This is a genomic window from Arthrobacter sp. TJ-266, assembly GCF_058269115.1.
Genome location: NZ_JBZCNC010000004.1, coordinates 252,529 through 272,464, shown reverse-complemented (window position 1 = coordinate 272,464; position 19,936 = coordinate 252,529). Strand labels below are relative to the sequence as shown.

At 70.6% G+C, this 19,936-nt stretch carries 20 protein-coding genes; 8 read left to right on the top strand and 12 right to left on the bottom strand.

Annotated features, from left to right (window positions below; all coding sequences use genetic code 11):
* Genes AC4D12_RS12925 through AC4D12_RS12915 form a run of 3 tightly spaced genes read right to left on the bottom strand, consistent with a single transcriptional unit; the run spans position 1 to position 3,027 of the window.
* Positions 1-690 (bottom strand): LmeA family phospholipid-binding protein, encoded by a 690-nt coding sequence (locus AC4D12_RS12925; RefSeq protein WP_490950338.1) that lies wholly within the window; start codon positions 688-690, stop codon positions 1-3.
* 8 nt (positions 691-698) lie between these two features.
* Entirely contained in the window at positions 699-2,291 is a 1,593-nt protein-coding gene (locus AC4D12_RS12920) for a CPBP family intramembrane glutamic endopeptidase (RefSeq protein ID WP_490950337.1), read from the bottom strand.
* A 4-nt stretch (positions 2,292-2,295) separates the two neighbouring features.
* A complete protein-coding gene (locus AC4D12_RS12915; protein ID WP_490950336.1) occupies positions 2,296-3,027 on the bottom strand; it encodes a YoaK family protein in 732 nt (243 codons plus the stop codon).
* A gap of 127 nt (positions 3,028-3,154) precedes the next feature.
* Here AC4D12_RS12915 and AC4D12_RS12910 point away from each other — a divergent pair, with 127 nt between their 5' ends.
* Genes AC4D12_RS12910 through AC4D12_RS12885 form a run of 6 tightly spaced genes read left to right on the top strand, consistent with a single transcriptional unit; the run spans position 3,155 to position 10,879 of the window.
* The gene (locus AC4D12_RS12910; RefSeq protein WP_490950335.1) at positions 3,155-4,846 is read left to right on the top strand and encodes an ABC transporter substrate-binding protein; all 1,692 of its coding nucleotides are present in this window, start codon (positions 3,155-3,157) and stop codon (positions 4,844-4,846) included.
* A gap of 1 nt (position 4,847) precedes the next feature.
* Complete coding sequence (locus AC4D12_RS12905; RefSeq protein ID WP_490950334.1) at positions 4,848-5,801, top strand: ABC transporter permease; 954 nt, start codon at positions 4,848-4,850, stop codon at positions 5,799-5,801.
* A complete protein-coding gene (locus AC4D12_RS12900) occupies positions 5,801-6,706 on the top strand; it encodes an ABC transporter permease (RefSeq protein WP_490950333.1) in 906 nt (301 codons plus the stop codon). Before AC4D12_RS12905 ends, AC4D12_RS12900 begins: the two co-directional genes overlap by 1 nt.
* A gap of 7 nt (positions 6,707-6,713) precedes the next feature.
* Positions 6,714-8,534 (top strand): gamma-glutamyltransferase family protein, encoded by a 1,821-nt coding sequence (locus AC4D12_RS12895; RefSeq protein WP_490950332.1) that lies wholly within the window; start codon positions 6,714-6,716, stop codon positions 8,532-8,534.
* Positions 8,518-10,176, top strand: a complete 1,659-nt coding sequence (locus AC4D12_RS12890) for a dipeptide ABC transporter ATP-binding protein (RefSeq protein WP_490950331.1) — start codon at positions 8,518-8,520, stop codon at positions 10,174-10,176. The genes AC4D12_RS12895 and AC4D12_RS12890 overlap by 17 nt, the downstream gene beginning before the upstream one ends.
* A complete protein-coding gene (locus tag AC4D12_RS12885) occupies positions 10,166-10,879 on the top strand; it encodes a GntR family transcriptional regulator (protein WP_490950330.1) in 714 nt (237 codons plus the stop codon). Before AC4D12_RS12890 ends, AC4D12_RS12885 begins: the two co-directional genes overlap by 11 nt.
* 26 nt (positions 10,880-10,905) lie before the next feature.
* Here the strand turns inward: AC4D12_RS12885 and AC4D12_RS12880 are convergent, their stop codons facing one another.
* The 7 genes from AC4D12_RS12880 to AC4D12_RS12850 form a co-directional block, all read right to left on the bottom strand.
* Positions 10,906-12,162: a phospholipase D-like domain-containing protein gene (locus tag AC4D12_RS12880; RefSeq protein WP_490950329.1), complete on the bottom strand. Its 1,257-nt coding sequence runs from the start codon at positions 12,160-12,162 to the stop codon at positions 10,906-10,908.
* A gap of 80 nt (positions 12,163-12,242) precedes the next feature.
* Positions 12,243-12,986 carry an MBL fold metallo-hydrolase gene (locus AC4D12_RS12875; RefSeq protein ID WP_490950328.1) on the bottom strand — a complete coding sequence of 248 codons (744 nt, stop codon included), beginning with the start codon at positions 12,984-12,986 and terminating at the stop codon, positions 12,243-12,245.
* 198 nt (positions 12,987-13,184) lie between these two features.
* On the bottom strand, positions 13,185-13,940 hold the full coding sequence (locus AC4D12_RS12870) for an SOS response-associated peptidase (protein ID WP_490950327.1): 756 nt from the start codon (positions 13,938-13,940) through the stop codon (positions 13,185-13,187).
* A gap of 34 nt (positions 13,941-13,974) precedes the next feature.
* Positions 13,975-14,385, bottom strand: coding sequence for a hypothetical protein (locus AC4D12_RS12865; protein WP_490950326.1), 411 nt, complete (start codon positions 14,383-14,385; stop codon positions 13,975-13,977).
* Between the two features lie 66 nt (positions 14,386-14,451).
* Complete coding sequence (locus AC4D12_RS12860) at positions 14,452-14,820, bottom strand: hypothetical protein (RefSeq protein ID WP_490950325.1); 369 nt, start codon at positions 14,818-14,820, stop codon at positions 14,452-14,454.
* Positions 14,817-15,482: an Asp23/Gls24 family envelope stress response protein gene (locus tag AC4D12_RS12855; RefSeq protein ID WP_490950324.1), complete on the bottom strand. Its 666-nt coding sequence runs from the start codon at positions 15,480-15,482 to the stop codon at positions 14,817-14,819. The genes AC4D12_RS12860 and AC4D12_RS12855 overlap by 4 nt, the downstream gene beginning before the upstream one ends.
* Positions 15,479-16,054 (bottom strand): RNA polymerase sigma factor, encoded by a 576-nt coding sequence (locus AC4D12_RS12850; RefSeq protein WP_490950323.1) that lies wholly within the window; start codon positions 16,052-16,054, stop codon positions 15,479-15,481. The genes AC4D12_RS12855 and AC4D12_RS12850 overlap by 4 nt, the downstream gene beginning before the upstream one ends.
* Positions 16,055-16,299: 245 nt before the next feature.
* Here AC4D12_RS12850 and AC4D12_RS12845 point away from each other — a divergent pair, with 245 nt between their 5' ends.
* Positions 16,300-17,163 carry a phosphodiesterase gene (locus AC4D12_RS12845; protein ID WP_490950322.1) on the top strand — a complete coding sequence of 288 codons (864 nt, stop codon included), beginning with the start codon at positions 16,300-16,302 and terminating at the stop codon, positions 17,161-17,163.
* A 102-nt stretch (positions 17,164-17,265) separates the two neighbouring features.
* Here AC4D12_RS12845 and AC4D12_RS12840 read toward each other — a convergent pair whose 3' ends face one another.
* A complete protein-coding gene (locus tag AC4D12_RS12840) occupies positions 17,266-18,066 on the bottom strand; it encodes an MSMEG_6728 family protein (protein ID WP_490950321.1) in 801 nt (266 codons plus the stop codon).
* Between the two features lie 179 nt (positions 18,067-18,245).
* Between AC4D12_RS12840 and AC4D12_RS12835 the strand changes: the two genes are divergently transcribed.
* A complete protein-coding gene (locus AC4D12_RS12835; RefSeq protein WP_490950320.1) occupies positions 18,246-18,413 on the top strand; it encodes a hypothetical protein in 168 nt (55 codons plus the stop codon).
* Positions 18,414-18,435: 22 nt separating this feature from the next.
* On the opposite strand, the gene AC4D12_RS12830 is transcribed toward AC4D12_RS12835, so the two are convergent.
* Positions 18,436-19,851 (bottom strand): stealth family protein, encoded by a 1,416-nt coding sequence (locus AC4D12_RS12830; protein WP_490950652.1) that lies wholly within the window; start codon positions 19,849-19,851, stop codon positions 18,436-18,438.
* Between the last annotated feature and the right edge of the window lie 85 nt (positions 19,852-19,936).

The following is a 19,936-nucleotide window of genomic DNA, read 5'->3' as shown; positions in this document are numbered from 1 at the left end:
TCACTGGCCCAGGGTCACGTCCTGGCCGGTCAGGGTGGCACGGAAGCCGTCTTCCTGCACCGTGACGTCCTGCAGCTCGAGTCCCTCCGGCAGGCCCTCGATGCGGTGCTCGATGGTCACGAACCTGCGGACGACGGCGGCGATCCCGTCCGAGAGGAACCCCGGCCCGCCGACGTCGATCGACGTGGGTTCCACCACGAGCGTGCCGCCCTGCACCTCGACGGTGCCGGTGGCGGTGACAGGCAGGTCCCGCCCGAGTGCCTCGACGCTGCGCTCCACCGTCGCCTGCCCGTCCTCCGCGGCGCGGATCCGGGCGCCGCCGCCGAGCTCGTCCGCGACGACGTCGAACGGCACCGTGGCGTCCACCGTCAGCTGCTGCGCGACGAGCCCGCGGGGACCGGAGACGACGTCACGGCCTACCGCCCGGACATCGCGGAGGTCGGAGCCGGCGGCGACGGCCGACGCCGAGTCGAGGACGAGGTCACCGAACCACACCTCGTCCTCCGAAAGATCAGCGGGGGCTCCAGCCGCAGGGCCGTCGGGCGAATCGGTCGGAACGGTCCGCTCGCCGGCTTCGCTCCCGGTCGGCGTGCTCACCATGAACCAGAGCACGGCGACCCCGATCAGGAGCAGGAGTAGCATCCCGAGCGCACCGATCGCCCAGTCCCACGCCCGCGCGCGCCCCGTCACCTCCATGGTCAGGACGCCGGCCCGTTCCCGTCGCCGTGCTCATCCCGCTGGTTGGTCGTCTGCGCGTCGTCGTCCGTGTCCCGGGCGCCGGAGGGGCTCGCCGCGCCTGACGTGGGGCCCGCGGCAGGGAATCCGGGGCCCGCGGGGAAGGGTGTGCCTGCGGGGTGGCCGGGGCCGGGAGGGAAGACCGGGCCGGAGGGGTGCCTCCGGTCGCCGAAACCGCTCCCGGTCTCCACCTGGGCGGGCGCCCCGGACTCGACCGTGCCATCGGGCCGCGCGAACGGTGAACGGGCAGGGGACGCGGACGCATCGCGCGCCGCATGGGGACTCGAGCCGGGCGCCGCTTCGCGCATCACGTCGGGCGCTGGGCGAAGCAGGTCGCGGGGCATGGCGTGTGAGCCGGCGTGCGTGTTCGTGCCGCCGGCGTCGTTCCGCACCTGCTCCTGCCGGGCAGGAGCCTCCCGAACCGACCCGTAGCGCGCGGGGTCGTACTGGGAGGGGTCGTACTGCGAGGCGTCGTACTGGAAGCGATCGGTGTGGGAGGGGTCGTACCGCGGGCTACCTGTGTCGGCCCCCGGAACCGGCTGCCGGCCCGCGCCCTGGTGGAGCTGGGGAGCGCTCTGGTGCCAGACGCCGTCGCCCGCGGGGAAGGGGATCATGCCCGGTGCACCGCCGAACGGCTGCTGGACCGGCGGAGGGGTCACGGTCCGCGTCCGCTCGATGCCGCGCCGGTTCGCGAGGCGCACGATCACGAAGGCCGTGATACCCATCGTCAGGACGGACACCACAAGGCCGCCGATCGACCCTTCCGAGGCATTGACGTCCACGAGGCCCAGGGCCCCCAGGGCGAAGATGGTCATGTTGTTGATGGCGTGGACGGCGATGGCCGCCTCGAGGCCGCCCGTCCGCCAGGTGATCCAGCCGGCGAAGATCGCGAAGATGGCGATGTCCACCTGCCCGAGCGGGTCGTAGAGGTGACCGAGCACGAAGAGGGGTACCGGGAGCAGGATCGCGAAGACGGGGTGCTTCAGCCAGCTGCCCACGAGCTGCATGAGGTAGCCGCGGAACACGTACTCCTCGGCCGCCGCCTGGAACGGGACCGCCAGGAGCGTGAGCGCGAGGAGGATCACCATGGTCGAGGTGTCGGGCTGCGGGATCGGCGCGGCCTCCGTGGGGAACAGGGCTCCGATGGCGGTCGAGACGAGAAGGCTGACCGCGTAGATCCCGAGTGCCACCAGCGTGCACAGCCCGAGCCAGCGCCAGCGGAGGCGCCCGGTCACGGAGGAGAGCAGGCCGATGGGCTTCGGGCCGATGATCAGGGTGGCAAGGACGAGCGCCGGGATCATGAGGATCAGCGACGCCAGGGTGAACGCGAAGATCACGGGGTCGCTGAGGTCGATCGCCGCCGCCGCGTCGAGGTACTGCTCGGCGTCGGCGGAGGTGGCGAGCGCCAACACCGCGGAGACCAGGATGAGGATCACGGTGAAGGCCACGTAGATCGCAATGCCGAGCAGGCCCGTCACCAGCGGTTTCCACCAGCGGTAGGCGGGCCACGAGCGGGCCAGGCGGTGGAATGCGAACTGCTGGTCTACCTGTTCCATGGTTCTACCGTAGTGCGGTTTCCGCGACGTTCCCTGCCCCTTCGGCCTGCTGGTCACGGCGGTCGCGCCGGTGCCGGAGGTGGCCCAGGAGGGTGACGACGGCGGAGACCGCGGCGGAGACCGCCACGCCCAGCCAGAGGTCCACCCTCAACGTCAGGGCCCCGACGACGGCGCCCACGAGGATCAGCGCGATGGCGAGGAACCGCCGGGCCCAGAACGGGCTCTTCCCGCCCGCGAGGCGGGAATCGGAGGCCAGGCCCGTGATGGTGGAGGTGACCACAACGGTGGTGATCTCCGCGACCTTGAGACGCTTGGCCGTCGCGGCCTGGACGCCCATCATGGCGGCCAGCACCGAGGTGGTGATGCTGCCCAGGATCTCCTCGGCGTGCACGTCGACGAGCGCCACGTAGACGGCGAGGGCGGCGAGGCCCACGGTGACCGACAGCAGGGCCAGCGAGGTGCGGCCGCTCCAGCCCTCCGGGGCCTTGCGCAGCAGGCGGCCCGCGAGGGCCGCGCCGACCATGAAGAACACGAGGGCCAGGGCCGGTCGCAGGATGGGCAGGTCGGCCCCTCCACCGAACGCCATGCCGAGCAGCACCACGTTGCCGGTCATGTTGCCCGTGAAGACGCGGTCGAGGCCCAGGTAGCCGACGGCGTCGATCACGCCGGTCGAGAACGTCAGGGCCAGCATGAGCCAGAGATGAAGGCGATCCGTCGCCACCCGGTTCTTCTTCACGTATCCCCTCGGAAACAGTCTTGAAACGAATGTATACGAAGCTTATCGTCGTACGAGTGATTGTATTCAATGTGGAATCGGTCACGGTGCAGAAGCAGTTCCATCCCGCCCGTCCGTGAGGAACCCCATGCAGCACAGCAGACAGCACGCACCGCGCGTCCGCCGTCGAGGCACGCCTGCCGGCGGTGTGACGCGCCTCGTGGCCGCCGCCGCCGTCGCCCTGACCACCCTGACCGCGTGCCAGCCCATCCAGCCGCTGCCGGCCGCGCCGGTGCGCGACGACGTCACGAGCGTCCCCCTCGGGGACGCCACCATCCGCGAGGGCGGGGACCTCGTGATGGCGCTCTCGGCGGAGCCCGACAGGCTGGACCCGACGACGTCGTCCTCCCTCTACACGCGCTACGTCATGCAGACCATGTGCCAGAAGCTCTACGACATCGACGCCGAGGGTGAGATCGTCCCGCAGCTCGCCACCGCTCTGCCGGACGTCTCCGCCGACGGCCTGACGGTCACCATCCCGGTGCGGACCGACGCCGTCTTCGCCGACGGTGTGCCCTTCGACGCCGAGGCCGTCCGCGCGACGATCGAGCGCCACCTGACGCTCGATGGGTCCACCCGCAAGAGCGAGCTGGGACCCATCACGGACATCCGCGCCGTGGCGCCGGACCGTGTGCAGATCACCTACGAGACGCCGTTCGCCCCGTTGACCGCGGCGCTCGCGGACCGCGCCGGCATGATGCTCTCGCCGCAGGCCATCGAGGCGCAGGGCGCCGATTTCGGGCTCAGCCCGGTGTGCGTCGGCCCGTTCAAGTTCGTGGACCGCGTGCCGCAGACCTCCATCACCGTGGAGCGCGACCCTCTCTACTACGACGCCGAGAACGTGCACCTCGACACCATCACCTACCGGATCATCACGGACGCCAACATCAGGGCGGCGAATCTCAGGTCAGGGGACGTCCAGGTTGCGGACACCATCTCGCCGCAGGACGTCGACGCGCTGCTGCGGGAGGACGGCGTGGGGGTGCTGCAGGTCGGATCCCTCGGGTATCAGGCGCTCACGGTCAACGTCGGCAACACGGAGGGTACGGGGGAGCCGCCGGGAGTCATCGAGACGCCCCTCGCGCAGGAGGGCGCCATCCGGATGGCGCTCTCGATGTCGATCGACCGCGAAGCCCTCGTCAACACGGTGTTCAACAGCTGGTTCGAGCCGGCATGCTCGCCGATCTCACCGGACAGCCCGTACGCCTCGGACCTCAGCGAGGCCTGCCCGCCGTACGATCCCGAGGGGGCGAAGCAGCTCCTCGAGGACGCCGGCGTCGAGACCCCGTACCCGATCGAGATGCAGGTCACGAACACCCCGGACACGCTCCGCTACGGCCAGGCCCTGCAGGCGGCGGTGGCCGACGGCGGCTTCGATCTCACCGTGGTGCCCGTCGAGTACTCCACGCTCCTCGACGTGCAGTCGCGCGGCGACTTCGAAGCGCTGCAGCTCGGCTGGTCCGGGCGGATCGATCCCCACGGCAACATGTTCAACTTCCTGTCCACCGGAGGTGGAAACAACTACTCCGGCTACAGCAACCCGGCGGTGGATGACCTCCTGACCAGTGCCGCGCAGGTGAACGACGTCGACGAACGTGCGGAGATCTACGGGCAGGCGGTCGAGCTGGTGCAGCAGGACAACCCGATCCTCTACCTGTACCGGCAGCGGAACCTCACCGCCTACAGCACCGACATCGCCGGCGTCGAGACCTTCGCCGACGGCGTGGTGCACCTGAGCGGTGCCGCCTTCATCGAGCCGACCACCGAGAGCGAGAACTGACATGGGCCGCTACCTCCTCACCCGGCTGTGGCAGTCGGTGGTCACGCTCGTCCTGGCCGCGATCGTCGTCTTCATCGGCGTGCGCCAGCTCCCCGGGGACCCGGCGCTCGCCATGGCGGGGGAGGAGGCGACGCCGGAGCAGCTCGCCGCCGTCCGTGCGGACATGGGTCTGGACCAGCCGCTGATCACCCAGTTCGTCACCTTCGTGGGCAACATGTTCCGGGGCGACTTCGGCGAGTCGACCCGCACGGGCACGCCCGTCACCGAGCTGATCGCCACGACACTGCCCGTCACACTGTGGCTCTCGGCCTACGCGATCGTGGTGGCCGTGGTCATCGGCATCGTCTTCGGCGTCATCGCCGAGCGGTTCCGCGGCCGGTGGCCCGAGTGGGTGGCGAACGCCTTCGCGCTGGTGGGCCTGTCCGTCCCGAACTTCTGGCTCGGTATCCTCGCCATCCTGTACCTCGCGGTGATCCTCGGCTGGTTCCCGGCCTCGGGGTACGTGGACGTGATGTCCGAACCCCTGCGCGGGCTCTACTACCTCACGCTGCCGGCGCTGATCCTCGGCACCGGTCTCGCCGCCGTCATCATGCGCCAGACCCGGGCCTCGATGATCGAGACCATGACCACCGACTACGTGCGGACGGCCCGCGCGAAAGGGCTCGGCCGCGGCCGCGTGCTCGTGCGGTACGGGCTCCGCAACTCGCTGATCGTGGTCGTCACCATCGTGGGTCTCCAGCTCGGCGGGCTCATCTCGGGCGCCGTGGTCACGGAGCGCATCTTCGCGCTCCCGGGCTTCGGGAAGCTCACGCTCGACGCCGTCTTCACCCGCGACTACCCCGTGATCCAGGCCGTGGTGCTCATCATCACCGTCAGCTACATCCTCATCAACCTCGCCGTGGACATCCTGTACTCGGTGGTCAATCCCAAGATCCGCGTCGGAGGAGCCAACTGATGGCCGTAGAGACACTGCCCCCGGGCACAGCAGCGGGCGCCGGCGGAGGTCAGGGCCTCGGCTCGGGCCGCGGCCGTATCCTGACCTCGCTCCGCCACAACCCGCTCGGCATCACGGGCGGCATCATGCTCGTCGCGGTGGTGCTCGCCGCCGTCCTCGCGCCGGTCCTCGCGCCCTACTCGCCCACGCAGGTGCACTTCGACACCCCGTTCCAGCAGCCCCTCACCGTCGGCTACCCGCTCGGTACCGACGATCTCGGGCGCGACGTCCTCTCGCGGCTCCTCTTCGGCATCCAGACCTCACTGCAGGTCGGCGTGCTGTCCGTGCTGCTCGCGGTGGTCGTCGGGACGCCCCTCGGGCTCCTCGCCGGCTACTCGCGCGGGTTCGACGCCGTCATCTCGCGCCTCACCGACGTGACCCTCGCGTTCCCGTTCCTCATCATCGCCGTCGGGCTCGCCGCCATCAGCGGACCGAGCCTCACGAACGCCGCGATCGCGCTCGGGATCGCGCAGATCCCCACGATGATCCGCGTGGTCCGCGGCGAGACGCTCCGCATCAAGGAGAGCGACTTCGTGCTCGGCGCCCGCACCATGGACGCCTCGCCCACGTGGATCATGCTGCGGCACGTGCTGCCGAACGCCACCTCGGCGATCATCGTGCAGGCCACGGTCATCATGCCCGTCGCCGTGATCGGCGAGGCGCTGCTCTCCTTCCTCGGTCTCGGCATCCAGCCGCCCACACCGAGCCTCGGCATCATGCTCTCCGACGCACAGCAGTACATCTTCCGCGCCCCGAGCGCGGCGATCTTCCCGGGCATCGCGATCGCCGTGATCTGCTTGGCCTTCAACCTGTTCGGCGACGCGCTGCGCGATGCCTTCGACCCCACGAACACCACACGGAAGTAACCCCCACATGACAGAGAAGACGACGTACACGCCCCCTCCCTACTTCACCACGCGCCCCACCCTGCAGGGGACCTTCGGCATGAGCGCGTCCACGCACTGGCTGGCCACCGCCTCCGCGCAGGCCGTCCTGGAGCGCGGCGGCAACGCGTTCGACGCCGCCGTGGCCGGCGCCTTCGTCCTCCACGTGGTGGAGCCCCACCTCAACGGCCCCGGTGGCGACATGACCGGAGTCTTCGCCACGGCCGAGGAGCCGGGGCGCCCGGTGGTCCTCATGGGGCAGGGCCCGGCTCCTGCCGCGGCAACGCGTGAGCACTACGTCGCGGAGGGTCTCGAGCTGGTTCCGGGCGCCGGCGCCCTGGCCGCGGCGGTCCCCGCCGCCGTCGACGCCTGGCTCCTGCTCCTGCGCGACCACGGCACGTGGGAGCTCGAGGACGTCCTCGCTTTCGCCGTCGGGTACGCCCGCGACGGCCACCCGGTCGTCGGCCGGGTGGGCGCCACCATCGCCGCCGTCGCGGACCTCTTCACCGAGCACTGGCCCACCTCGGCCGCGCTCTGGATGCCCGAGGGCAGGGCGCCGCGGGAGGGCGAGATGATCCGGAACGAGGCGTACGCCCGTGTGCTCGGCTCGCTCGTGGGCGCGGGGGCCGACGGCGGTACGCGCGAGGAACGCATCGACGCCGCCCGGCTCGAGTGGCGGACGGGACTCGTGGCGCAGGCCGCCGCCGAGTTCGTGCGGACCCCGCACCGGCACTCCTCGGGGCTCGACCACGCGGGCGTCATCACCGTCGAGGACTTCGCGGGTTTCGAGGCGGGCTACGAGGAGGCGACCACGCTGGAGTTCCGTGGCCACACCATCGCGAAGACGGGACCATGGGGCCAGGGCCCGGCCCTGCTGCAGACCCTCGCGATCCTCGACGGGTTCGACGACGACCGCCTCGACCCGTCCACGGCACTCGGCGCGCACACCATCCTCGAGGCGCAGAAGCTCGCCATCGCCGACCGCGAGGCCTACTACGGCGACGCCGACGTGCCCCTGGAGTACCTGCTCTCGGCCGAGTACGTGGCAGAGCGGCGCGCGCTCATCACCGAGGAGGCGTCGCTCGAGTTCCGTCCGGGCACCGTACCCGGCCGGACCCCCTTCACCCCGCCGCTGCGGACCGAGTACACGCCGCCCGCCCTCGTCGGCGGCGCGGGTTTCGCCGGGGTCGGCGAGCCGACGGTCTCGCGCAGCGGTGAGACGCGCGGCGACACCTGCCATATCGACGTCGTCGACTCCCACGGCAACATGGTCTCCGCGACGCCCAGCGGCGGGTGGCTGCAGTCCTCGCCCACCATCCCCGAGCTCGGGTTCTGCCTCGGCTCGCGCCTGCAGATGACCTGGCTCGAGGAGGGCGCCCCGTCCACGCTCGAGGCCGGCAAGCGCCCGCGCACCACGCTCACCCCCACCCTGATCCTGAAGGACGGCCGGCCCGTCGTCGCCCTCGGGTCCCCGGGAGGTGACCAGCAGGACCAGTGGCAGCTGCTCTACATCCTCCGCACGATCGTCGGCGGGTACACGCCCCAGCAGGCCATCGACGCGCCGTCGCTCCACACGACGTCGATCCCCGGCTCCTTCTGGCCCCGGACGTGGGAGCCGGGTGGCGCCGTCGTCGAGGACCGCCTCGGCGAGGACGTCATCAGCGACCTCGAACGCCGCGGTCACGTCATCACGCGAGCGGGGGACTGGTCGCTCGGGCGGCTCTCCTCCGTGTCCAGGGACCATGCCACCGGTGTGTTGTCCGCCGCCGCCAACCCGCGAGGAGTCCAGGGCTATGCTGCAGGACGCTGAGAACATTCTCGAGGTCACGGACCTCGAGGTCGCCTTCACCGGCGCGCCCGTGCTCCACCGCATCGGCTTCTCCGTGCGGCGGGGTGAGCGGGTGGCGATCGTGGGCCAGTCGGGCTCCGGCAAGTCGACCGCCATCGGTGCGATCCTGCGGCTCCTGCCCGGCAGCGGGCGCATCACCCACGGGTCCATCGTGCTCGGAGCCGGCCGCACCAGGGGCGACGTCGAGGACCTCGCCACCGCCTCCGAGCCGGTGCTGCGGACCATCCGCGGCCAGCGCGTGGGCCTCGTCCCGCAGGATCCGATGTCCAACCTGAACCCGGCCATGAAGATCGGGCCGCAGGTGGCCGACGCCCTCGTCGCCTCCCGGCGGGACCTCGGGGCCGAGGGCAAGCTGGACCGCGCCGAGGTGAAGCGACGCTCGGTGGCGCTGCTCACCGAGGCCGGGATCCCGGATGCCGAACGGCGGTACGGCCAGTACCCGCACGAGTTCTCGGGCGGCATGCGGCAACGCGTGCTGATCGCCATCGCCCTCGCGGGAGAGCCGGAGCTGCTCATCGCCGACGAACCGACGTCCGCCCTCGACGTCACGGTGCAGCGGCAGATCCTCAACCACCTGCAGTCCCTCGTGGACGCCCGCGGCACGTCGCTGCTGTTCATCACCCACGACCTCGGGCTGGCGGCGGACCGCACCGACCGCATCATCGTGATGTCCGAGGGGCGGATCGTCGAGGTCGGGACACCCCGCCAGATCCTGCTGGACCCGCAGGAGGACTACACGAAGCAGCTCGTCGCAGCAGCGCCGTCCGTCGCGGCGGCCCTCGACGCCGAGCCCCTCGCGGACGCACCGGCGCAGGCGTCGGAGTCCATCCTCGTGGTGCGGAACCTCGTCAAGGAGTTCGCGCTCCGCGGGCAGCGCGGCAGCACGGTCCGCGCCGTGAACGACGTCTCGTTCGACGTCGAGCGCGGGACCACCACGGCGGTGGTCGGGGAATCGGGATCGGGCAAGACCACGGTGGCGCGCATCATCCTGGGGCTGGAGACGGCGTCCTCGGGTGAGGCACTGATCGACGGCGCATCACCGACCACCACGCGCGGCGGGGAGCGCCGGGCCCTGCGCCGCAAGGTGCAGCCCGTCTTCCAGGACCCCTACGGCTCGCTCGATCCCACCTACAGCATCGAGCGCCTGATCGACGAGCCCCTGCGGATCTTCGGGGTGGGGGACAGGGCGAGCCGGCAGCGGCGGGTCGGCGAACTTTTGGACCAGGTTGCCCTGCCGCGTGCCGTCGCGCAGCGGCGCCCCAACGAGCTCTCCGGGGGGCAGCGGCAGCGCGTGGCCATCGCGCGCGCGCTGGCGCTGGAGCCGGAACTGCTCATCTGCGACGAAGCCGTGTCGGCGCTCGACGTCCTCGTCCAGGACCAGATCCTCACGCTGCTCGCCGACCTGCAGGAGAGGCTGGGGCTCACCTACCTGTTCATCACCCACGACCTCTCCGTGGTGCGGCAGATCGCGCACCGCGTCGTCGTCATGCGATCGGGGGACGTGATGGAGGCCGGCACGGTGGAGGACGTCTTCTCACGGCCGCAGCAGGAGTACACGCGCGAACTCCTCGGCGCCATCCCGGGAGCGGCATTTGCGGCCTGACCAGGAGGCGGCACCGCAGCGTGTCCTCGAGGCCATCCGGCGGGACATCATCTTCGGTGCCCTGCTCCCGGGGGTGCGCGTCACCGAGGCGGCGCTCGCCGCGAAGTACGGGGTCTCGCGCGTGCCCGTCCGGGAGGCGCTGCGCGCCCTCGAGGCGGAGGGGTTCGTCGACTCACGGCCCTACGCGGGCTCCACCGTCGCGGAGGTGCCGCTCGACGACGCCGAGGACCTCTTCGCCGTCCGCGGGATCATCGAGGCGACCATCGCACGCCGCGCGGCCCGCAGAGCCGCCGCGCAGTTCGCGCCCGGTGCGCGGAGCGGCCCGGACGCCGAGTGGTGGACGGCCCGTCGGATCATCTCGGAGGTGCTCGACGACGGCGACCGCGCCGTGCAGGCGGGAGCCCTCCGCGACCTGCCGGAGCTCAACAACCGCTTCCACCTCGGTGTCGCCGAACTGAGCGGCAGCACGTCCCTCGCGGCGCTCCTGCGGCAGATCTCGGGGAAGATCGAGTGGCTCTACGCGGCGGACGTGGACAACCGCGGCAAGCAGTCGTGGGGCGAGCACCGCCTGATCATGGCCGCGGTCGATTCCGGGAACGCCGTCGACGCCGAGCGCCTCATGGCGGGCCACGTCTCGTCCTCGCACGAGGGCTACATGGAGCGTTTCTCGTCGTCGCGCCCGGATGCGGGCGAGGCGGACTGACCGGTCCGCGCGGCGGCTGGAGGTGGCTAGAGGAACGGGCGCAGCGGCGCGAGGATGAGTTCACTGGCGCGCGCAACGACGTGCCGGCTCTCCCATTCCTCCCGCGTCAGGATGCGGCTGTTCGAGGAATCGACGTCGAAGATCCGCTCCATCGTGGCGGCGAGGTTCCGGTCGAAGATCTCGAGGTTGATCTCGTAGTTGCCGGTGAGGCTCAGGCGGTCGATGTTCGCGGTGCCTACCGTGCTCCATTCGCCGTCCACGGTGGCCGTCTTCGCGTGGATCATGGAGTTCTGGTAGAGCAGGATCTGCACGCCGGCACCGATCAGCGAGGAGTAGAAGCCGCGGGACAACCAGTCGGAGATCACGTGGTTGGAGTCCTCGGGCAGGATCACCCGGACGTCCACGCCCCGCCGGCTCGCCCGCAGCAGTGCGTCGAGGATCTGCCGGTCCGGGATGAAGTAGGCCGTGGTGATGAAGATGTGCCGCTGGGCCCGGTTGATCGCGTCGAGGTACACGCCGCGGATCGGGAAGACGAGGTGAGCCGGGATGTTGTTGACGGCGCGGATTCGCGGTTCCCAGAAGGAGGCGCTCATGTCCGGCAGCGGCTCGCGCCGGGGGAAGCCGCGCAGGTTCCAGAGACTGACGAAGGCCTCGCGCAGCTCCCACACGGACGGTCCGCGGACCTCCAGGTGCGTGTCGCGCCATTTGGTGGCGTAGAGCGAGCCGATGTTGTAGCCGCCCACGAAGCCCACGATGTCATCCACCACGAGGACCTTGCGGTGGTCGAAGCCCGTTCCGCGGATGTTCGTGAAGACGATCGAGGGGCGGAGGACGGGGAAGCGGTAGGCGTTGACGCCCGGGTGGAAGCGGTAGAACAGCGGGTTCACCACCAGGTTCGCGAAGCCGTCGTAGATCACGAAGACCTTCACGCCGCGCTCGGCGGCACGGTTCACGGCGTCGCGGAAGCGCGCGCCCACGGCGTCGCCCTTCCAGATGTAGGTCTCGAGCAACACCTGGTGCTCGGCGGCGTCGATGGCCGCGATCATCGCGTCGAAGAGATCCTCACCGTACGTGTAGACGGTGGTGTCGGTGTCCGCGATCCTCGTGTGGAACGTGCCCGGCTGGGGGAATCCCTCGCGCCTGGTGCGCCGCCGTTTCTGATACGCGTCGACGCCCACGAGCCCGGCGATCACCACGCCCTGCGCCGTCAGCAGACCGAGCGCCGCCCTCTTCACCGTGTCGCGCGCGAATCCCATGACCGTTGTGCGCTTGAACCAGCCCATGCGCCCAGCGTATCGTCCCGGCTCGGTCCCCCGGATGCGACGGCGGCCGCGCGGCGCGTGTGCGGTGGACGGGGGAGGGCTCAGTGGCCGCCCACCTCGCGTGCCTGTGCGACGGCGGAGCCGACGCCGGCGCGCCAGGGGAAGCCGTGCCCCGGCAGCACCGTCCGTGCTCCCGTCGATTCGAGGGCGGCGAGGGAGCGGATGGCGGTCGCGGTGTCGGCGGTCGCAGCGCGCGCCACCACCTGCGGCCCCGGCGCGCCGGTGTAGGGGTCGAGGGTGACCAGCGCATCACCGCTGACGACGGCGTCGCGGTCGGGGAAGTGCAGCCCGCAGTGACCCTTGGTGTGCCCCGGCGTGGGCACGAGCAGTGGCGACCCGGGGAGCGCGGCCGCGGACTCCGGGGTCAGCGGCAGGGTGTCGTGGATGCCCTTGACCTCGAGCGCGCCAGCCGCCGTCATCGCGAGGAGCCCGGGGACGGCTCGCGGGTGCAGGAACGGGTACACGAAGGGCGTGCGTTCGCGCTCGTACCGGTAGGGATGCGCGGCGATCGCGGTGTCATCGGGGTGGCAGTACACGGGGATGCCGTGCACTGTCTGCAGATGCCGTGCCGTCCCGACGTGGTCGAAGTGACCGTGCGTCAGGACGACGGCACGGACGTCCTCGATGCCGCGCCCGATCCTCGAGAGCGCCTCCAGGATCACCGTGCGTGAGCGCGGCAGACCCGTGTCGACCAGCAGCACGCCGTCGTCGTCCTCGACGAGGTACACGTTGGTCCGCGCGTGCTCCACGTAGTGCACACCCGGCGCGATGTCCGTCCTGATCATGCGTCTCCTCGGATCCGTCCCGTTGCGTCCAGGTCACGAATCTAGGGCGGCAGCGCCCGGAGCGACAAGCAGGGATCAGCGGGAGGCCGGCCTTCCCAGGAGCGGCCCGGACGGCTACGCGCGCGGATCGGCGGCCGAGGGAACGTCGGGGAAGCCCGGCGAGCCCCGGAAGGTGTCGTCGGTAGGACCAGGAAGGTGTCAGAGCAGGGTCTGCTGCTCGGCGTCGGCGGTCGGGTCCTCGGGCAACGGCTCGATCAGGTCCGGGCCGTTGTTCCGCACCGATCCGACCCGCGGGCCCACGAGTCGGGGGATGAGGTGCGGATCGGGGAGGGCGTCGAGCAGTTCCTGTACGGCAGGCCGGGAGTCGTGCCGCGGGTCCAGCCAGTCGGCCCGCAGTTCGGGCGGCACGATCACGGGCGTGCGGTCGTGGATCTGCCCGAGCGCGTCGCTCGCGGGGCGCGTGATGATGGTGCAGCTCACCACCCAGCGGCCCTTCGGCTCGACCTCCGACGCCGTCGCCGGGTCGCGCCAGAACTCGTACAGGCCCGCGAAGCCGAGGTGCGCGCCCTCCGGCCCGTGCAGGTACACGGGGGTCTTCGAGCCGTCCGCGTTCTTCCGCCACTCGTAGTAGCCATCCGCGGGTACGAGTCCGCGCCGCTTGAGCGCGGCAGCGCGGAAGGACGGCTTCTCGAGCACCGTCTCGCTGCGTGCGTTGATCATGCGTGACCCGACGGACGCGCTCTTCGACCACGAGGGGATCAGGCCCCAGGTGGCCGTCTCGAGGCGGCGGGTGAGCTCACCGGTATCCGGGTCGAGGCGGTCGACCACGAGCTGCACGGTGTCGGTCGGCGCGACGTTCCAGGAGGGCTCGATCTCGTCCTCGACCGACTCGTCCACCTCGAAGGCGTCGATGAGGTCGGCCTTGTTCCCCGCGATGACGAAGCGTCCGCACATCAGCAGGCCTCCGGGTCCCTGCGCGCCGCCCGGGCTACTTCTTCGAGCGGTCGAGGATCAGCGCGAGGGCGATCCCGACCATCCAGATGTCCTTCGCGACCGACGTCCCGTCCTGGGTGGGACGTACGCCGTCCTCCTGGGTGAGCTCCGGCGTGCGGAAGTACATGGTCATCATGCCTGCCGAGAATGCGAGCAGTCCCAGGCCGGCGAGCTTGCTGGAGACGAACGGGGCGAGGAGGGCGGATCCCACGGCGATCTCGGAGGCCGCGAGGACCTTCCCGAACTGCTGCGGCTCGAGCTGGCTGAACTGCGGGAACGCCTTGGACGCCATGGACTGCAGGTAGCCCGCGGTGCCCTCGTCCAGGCTGGTCTTGCCCAGGCCGGAGTTGAGGATGAAGGCGCCGGTGGTGAGGCGGAGGGGGATGTGGCTCGGGCGGAAACCCATGGTGGTGCCTTTCGCTGGAGTGGGTGGTGCGCTTGAAGAAGCCTACGGGGCGCGGGCGGCGCGGTGCTAGGTGTCCTGGAGGGCGTCGACGACGCGCGGCAGATCGGTCCCGGCGACGATCGCGCAGAGCTGCACCCGCACTTCCGCGCCCGTGGACTGAGGACCGAGAGCGTTTCGTACGGAGGCTGCCACGCTGCGGACCAGCGCCGGCGCCGCGTGCGTCGCGAGTCCTGCGAAGCGGATGTGGACCACGAGGACACCACCCTCCTCGCGCAGTCCCACCTGTCCCTCGCCGTCGGTGGACACCGCACGGGCGCGGCCCGCGGTGAGGATGGTCTTCAGGGCGGAATGGGGTGGGTAGAGGCCCGCGACGCCGTCGGTCGCGAGGACCGTCTGCTCGATCCTGTCGGCGAGCCTCTCCAGCTCCGTGCTCATGGCTGGTCCTTCCGGGCGTCGTCCGTGCCGTCCGTGTCGGGGACGTCGTCGTCCTCGGGGGCCTCCTCGAGTTCGAGGAGGTCGGAGACCGTGATGTCCACCGCGGTGAGCACGAGTTCGGTGTGCACCGCGAACGCCTCGGTCACGGCCTCCCTGAGCGTCTCGACGAGGGTGGGCAGGCGGTAGCCGTGCAGAGCCGTGACGCTCAGTTCCACACGGGTCTCGGCGCCGGGTTCGGTGATCTCCCCGTGCAGCCGGCACTTGCCGATCGTGACGCCGTCGATCGCGTCACCCGTGCTCCTGATGAGTGCCACCACGGCGCCCTCGGTCGCCGAGAGCCCGTCGTCGGGGTCCTCGGACGCGACGGGGATCGAGCGCCCGGCCCGGGTCTCGAGGCGCAGGTTGGCGAGGATGTCCTGGAGCCAGCCGTCCGACTCCGAGGCCTGCCGGGTGTCCTCCTCGGCGAGCCGTCGCGTCAGCTCGCTCAGGGAGCGGAGACTCGCGAGGCCGGCCTGGCACTGCGGGCACTGGCGGTAGTGCCCCTCGTACGGTGAGGCGCCGGTGGTGAGGAAATCGTCGAGCTCGTCGAGGGAGTGGCCGCAGTCGTCCGCGACGGAGGGATCGTCCTCGCGGCGCGCGTCGTCCGCAGGTGCTTCGCTCATCGCCAGCCCTCCATGTCCTTCATCAGCGTAGCGCGGGCCCGTGCGAGGCGTCCCCGGACGCTCTCGCTGCTGAGCCCGAGCTGAGCCGCGATCTCGTCGTAGGACAGACCCCCGATCTCCTTCAGCACCCAGCACTGGCGCTGCTCGGGAGGGAGCGCTCCGAGTGCCGCGGCCAGGGAGTTCAGCCCCGAGCCGGCGATGGTGGCGCTCTCGGGACTCGGCGCGTGGTCAGGCACCTCGGCGAGGGTCTCAGAGTCCGCGTGGTCCCGCCGCCGACGCACGATGTCGATGCTCCTCCGCCCGCAGATGCGCATGAGCCAGGACTTCACCACGCTGCCGTCACGCAGTTCGTCGAGGTGGTCCCAGGCGTGGATGAGGGTCTCCTGCACGGCGTCGTCGGCGTCCGCCGTCGAGCCCGTGAGCCGCAGCGCGTAACCGCGCATCATGGGGCCGTAGCGGCGGGCGAGGACCTCGAATGCCGCGGTGTCGCCGTCGGTGGCGCGTTCACAGAGCACGGCGTCGGGCAGTGCGCCCAGTTGGATGTTTCGTTGAGGAGGTGTCACCCTCGGCATCTCCCTTGACCTGATCACTGAGCCCCTTAGGCCTCAGTGAACAGCACGGGCGCCGAAGCTCCAACCCCGATGGCCCACCGGCTCGAAGTTTCCGCAATGTTTCTCGACCTGCCGCAGAAAGTTCACGGGGCACCGATCGTGGTCTGTTTTGATGGGAACAAGCGAAGCTCGCCCCAGCCATCGGAAAAGGTCTCATGGTCCCCCGGACAGCGGAACATCCCCGGCCCCAGCACTTCCTCCTGCACATGAGCGACACCCACCTGCTCGGCGGGGACGATCCCCTCTACGGCGCGGTGGACAGCGAGCAGCGGCTCCGCGAGGTGTTCGACGACCTCGAGGCATCCGGCGTCCGGCCCCACGCGATCGTGTTCACCGGTGATCTCGCGGACAAGGGGGAGCCCGGCGCCTACGTGAAACTGCGGGCCATCGTGGAGCCCGCGGCCGCCCGGCTCGGGGCCCAGGTCATCTGGGCCATGGGTAATCACGACGACCGCGCCGCCTTCCGAGCGGGCCTGCTCCACGGACCGGCCGCCCACGGCACCGACGCCCCGGTGGATCAGGTGCAGTTCATCGACGGGTTGCGAATCATCACCATGGATTCCACCGTGCCGGGTCATCACCACGGCGAGTTCACGGGCGCGCAGCTCCGGTGGCTCGCGGACCAGCTCGAGGTCCCGGCACCCCACGGCACCATCCTCGCCCTCCACCACCCGCCCGTTCCCAGCGTGCAGGATCTCGCCGTGCTGGTGGAGCTCCGGGGCCAGCGCTCGCTCGCGGACGTGGTGCGCGGCTCGGACGTCCGCAGCATCCTCGCCGGGCACCTGCATTATTCGACGACGGCGATGTTCGCCGGCGTGCCCGTCTCGGTGGCCAGCGCCACCTGCTACACGCAGGACCTCCTGTTCGACGGCGGTGGCACCCGCGGCCGTGACGGCGCCCAGTCCTACAACCTCGTGCACGTGTACGAGGAGACGATCGTGCACTCGGTGGTGCCCGCCGGCCGTCACTCGTCCGTCGGTGAGGTGGTTCCGCGGGAGGAGACGCGCCGACGGCTCGAGGCGCACGGTGTCACCTTCCCGGAGGGCGCGCGCCAGCTCACCTCCGCCTGAGGCGGTCCGCGCCGAGCGTTCCGCCGCTTCGTCAGCGTGCTCCGATCAGCCGACGAAGATGCAGAATGGGTGTCCGGCCCCCGGGACGAGGCCGGGGCCCTCTCAGACGGTGACGCCGGCGGGCAGCCCGACGCTGAACAGCGTCCGCGGGTCCTGCAGCAGGGCGGGCGGATCGAAGTCGGAGCGCCGCAGCCATCCGTGCAGGTGCGCCGGACGCAGAAGACCGTCCTCGTGCATCAGGACGTCCCCCACGTGCCCCGTCCGGAAGTGCTCGCCGTCAGGATCGGCGATGGCGACGGCGTCGCCGGCGGCCACCGCCTCCTCGAAGGTGTGCAGTTGCCGCTCCCACTTCGGAGCAGCCCGGCCGCCGGGTGGTTCGGGCGGCATGAGGAGTGTGGCGTCGCCCTCAGGAGGGTGCTGGGCCGCACGCCACACCCAGAGCCGGTTCGCGGTCGGCTCGGCGGGAATGAGTTCCTGCTCGGGCGCCGGCCAGCTGTAGGGCAGGTCCTCCGGGACGCCGGGGAAGCGGCTGCGGTAGAACTCGGGTGCTTTCTGCACGAGGTTCGACTGGTGGCTGGCATGCACCGCCGGGTCGCCGAGCCAGGGCGGCATCGGTACGTCGGGGTCGTCGAGCACGTGGGGGGCGAACTCGAGGATCAGCCGCTGGGTGGAATCCGCGTGACCGCGGGACACCCACTCGGACACCATCGCCAGCCCGTAGACCGTCAGGGCGGGGACGTACCCCATCCACATCCGGATGGCCGGGTGCTGGCGCCAGCCGTAGTCGGGGATCACGAGCGCGCGCAGCGCCTGCAGGGTCTCGACGCGCTGCTTGCCGAGCCGGGCCTGGTCCAGCACACGGGCGCTGGCCTCGAAGTCGGGGTAGGGCAGGAAGGTCTGCATGGCGGCAGTCTGGCACGCGACCCAGACCCTCCGACGGGTGCCGGCGCGTGCTCCTGAGGTCTGGTGTTTCGCGCCCGGACGTGGCAATGCGGCGTCGTCCGGTGGTTTCCGCGCCGCCCTGCACCCGGTCGCCGGCGAGGCGGGACAACGACGATCCGGGCCGGTACCATCCTGTGTCCATGCAGACCCGACGGCTCGCGACGCTCGTTCCGCTGCTGATCGCCCTCGTGTGCGCCGTGGTCTCGGCGGCACTCTACCTGACGCTGATCGCCACCAACTGCGACAGCGCCGGGATCGGCGGTCTCGTCGACGACGCCAGGGCCTTCCACAGCGACTCCGGCTGCTGACCGAGCCCCTCCGACGGGTCGGTCAGACCTCCCAGGGAGCCTTGACCGGGAAGTACTTCTCGAGGAAGTCCGTGACGAGATGGGCCCGCTCCTCCGCTGCGACCTCGGGGAAGCTGCCGTCGTTCAGACAGAAGAAGTCGTGGTTCCGCTTGTCGAGCATCTTGTTGAGGCTCTTCAGCCCGGAGCGGAGCGTGGTGTCCACGTACTGCACCCGCGCCATCTCCTGCGTGACCGCGCGCCCGGTCAGGAGCGCGTAGTAGTGGTACAGCGAGTTGGTGACCGAGATGTTGTCCTTGGCGCGGAAGCGGGAGGCTGCCGTCGCCGTGAACTCGTCCGCGAACTCGCGCTCCATCTCGAGCAGCACGCTCTTCCGCAGAGGGGCGGCCGTGTGCTCGAGGTGCCGCGTGGTGATGCGGCCGAAGCGCTTGTGGAGCAGACGCCGGTTCACGCGGGCCGCGTTCTCGAAGCCGCTGCGCTCGGCGTCGTTCTCACCGAGGCCTATGCGGGTGGCGGCCTCGATGAACTTCGTGACACCGCCGGGGGAGAAGAACATGTCGGGGGCCACGGGCCGGCCGAAGAACATGTCGTCGTTGGAGTAGAGGAAGTACTCGGACAGTCCCGGGATGTGCTGGAGCTGGGCCTCGACGGCCTGGGAGTTGTGGGTCGGGAGCACCGAGGGGTCCGTGAAGTGCTCCTCCGAGCGCACCAGGGTCACCGACGGGTGATCGGCGAGCCATGCGGGCCGGTCCGAGTCCGTGGCGATGAAGATGCGGCGCACCCAGGGCGCGAACATGTACACCGAGCGCAGGGCGTACTTCAGTTCGTCGATCTGCCGGAAGCGCGCCTCGTGGTCGTCGCCCTCGCCGACCACCACGCCCTTCTGGCGCGCGGCTCGGGCGGCCTGGTACTCGGGGCTGCTGCCGTCCACCCAGGAGAAGACGAGGTCGATGTCGAAATCGATGTCCGTGGCGTGGTCGGCGAACATGTTGTCGATGGTGGGCCAGGTGAGCCCGTGACGCACCACCTCACCGCGCACCACCTCGGCGGCCGGCAGGGTGCGTCGCGTGAGCGAGTTCTCCATCGGCAGTTCGATCGAGGTGGCGCCGAGCGTCCACAGTTCGATCTGCACGCCGGCCGACGGGCCGTACGCGAGGCCGCCCAGCGGCTCGATCCGTGGCCGGAAGAGCCGGAAGATCCGGGCCTTGCCGCTCGAGGAGAGCTGGCCGTCGCTCACCAGGAGCGTGGTGCGGCGCTTGGTGTCCACGGAGCGGGAGTAGAAGGGCTCGTCACGGCAGGCCTCGACCAGGGCGGCACGGAGCCGTTCGCGGTCGTCGAGGTTGACGGCGATGACGGGACGCTGGTCGTTGCCGCGCACCAGCAGGAAGCCGATGCCCGCGGCATCGAGCGCTGCCCGGATGAACAGGAGGTCCTCCACCATGGCCTGGTGGGGGGTGCGGTCGCGGTTCACCAGGGTGAACCGTCGCTTGACCGTCGTGATGTCCGAGCGGCCCTCGAGGCGCGCC

What these genes read in the sequence shown, in the direction of transcription:
- AC4D12_RS12920 (WP_490950337.1), bottom strand. Translation starts at nt 2,291, where the DNA reads ATGGAACAGGTAGACCAGCAGTTCGCATTCCACCGCCTGGCCCGCTCG.
- AC4D12_RS12910 (WP_490950335.1), top strand. Translation starts at nt 3,155, where the DNA reads ATGCAGCACAGCAGACAGCACGCACCGCGCGTCCGCCGTCGAGGCACG.
- AC4D12_RS12905 (WP_490950334.1), top strand. Translation starts at nt 4,848, where the DNA reads ATGGGCCGCTACCTCCTCACCCGGCTGTGGCAGTCGGTGGTCACGCTC.
- AC4D12_RS12900 (WP_490950333.1), top strand. Translation starts at nt 5,801, where the DNA reads ATGGCCGTAGAGACACTGCCCCCGGGCACAGCAGCGGGCGCCGGCGGA.
- AC4D12_RS12895 (WP_490950332.1), top strand. Translation starts at nt 6,714, where the DNA reads ATGACAGAGAAGACGACGTACACGCCCCCTCCCTACTTCACCACGCGC.
- AC4D12_RS12890 (WP_490950331.1), top strand. Translation starts at nt 8,518, where the DNA reads ATGCTGCAGGACGCTGAGAACATTCTCGAGGTCACGGACCTCGAGGTC.
- AC4D12_RS12880 (WP_490950329.1), bottom strand. Translation starts at nt 12,162, where the DNA reads ATGGGCTGGTTCAAGCGCACAACGGTCATGGGATTCGCGCGCGACACG.
- AC4D12_RS12875 (WP_490950328.1), bottom strand. Translation starts at nt 12,986, where the DNA reads ATGATCAGGACGGACATCGCGCCGGGTGTGCACTACGTGGAGCACGCG.
- AC4D12_RS12870 (WP_490950327.1), bottom strand. Translation starts at nt 13,940, where the DNA reads ATGTGCGGACGCTTCGTCATCGCGGGGAACAAGGCCGACCTCATCGAC.
- AC4D12_RS12865 (WP_490950326.1), bottom strand. Translation starts at nt 14,385, where the DNA reads ATGGGTTTCCGCCCGAGCCACATCCCCCTCCGCCTCACCACCGGCGCC.
- AC4D12_RS12860 (WP_490950325.1), bottom strand. Translation starts at nt 14,820, where the DNA reads ATGAGCACGGAGCTGGAGAGGCTCGCCGACAGGATCGAGCAGACGGTC.
- AC4D12_RS12855 (WP_490950324.1), bottom strand. Translation starts at nt 15,482, where the DNA reads ATGAGCGAAGCACCTGCGGACGACGCGCGCCGCGAGGACGATCCCTCC.
- AC4D12_RS12850 (WP_490950323.1), bottom strand. Translation starts at nt 16,054, where the DNA reads ATGCCGAGGGTGACACCTCCTCAACGAAACATCCAACTGGGCGCACTG.
- AC4D12_RS12845 (WP_490950322.1), top strand. Translation starts at nt 16,300, where the DNA reads ATGAGCGACACCCACCTGCTCGGCGGGGACGATCCCCTCTACGGCGCG.
- AC4D12_RS12840 (WP_490950321.1), bottom strand. Translation starts at nt 18,066, where the DNA reads ATGCAGACCTTCCTGCCCTACCCCGACTTCGAGGCCAGCGCCCGTGTG.
- AC4D12_RS12835 (WP_490950320.1), top strand. Translation starts at nt 18,246, where the DNA reads ATGCAGACCCGACGGCTCGCGACGCTCGTTCCGCTGCTGATCGCCCTC.
- AC4D12_RS12830 (WP_490950652.1), bottom strand. Translation starts at nt 19,851, where the DNA reads ATGGTGGAGGACCTCCTGTTCATCCGGGCAGCGCTCGATGCCGCGGGC.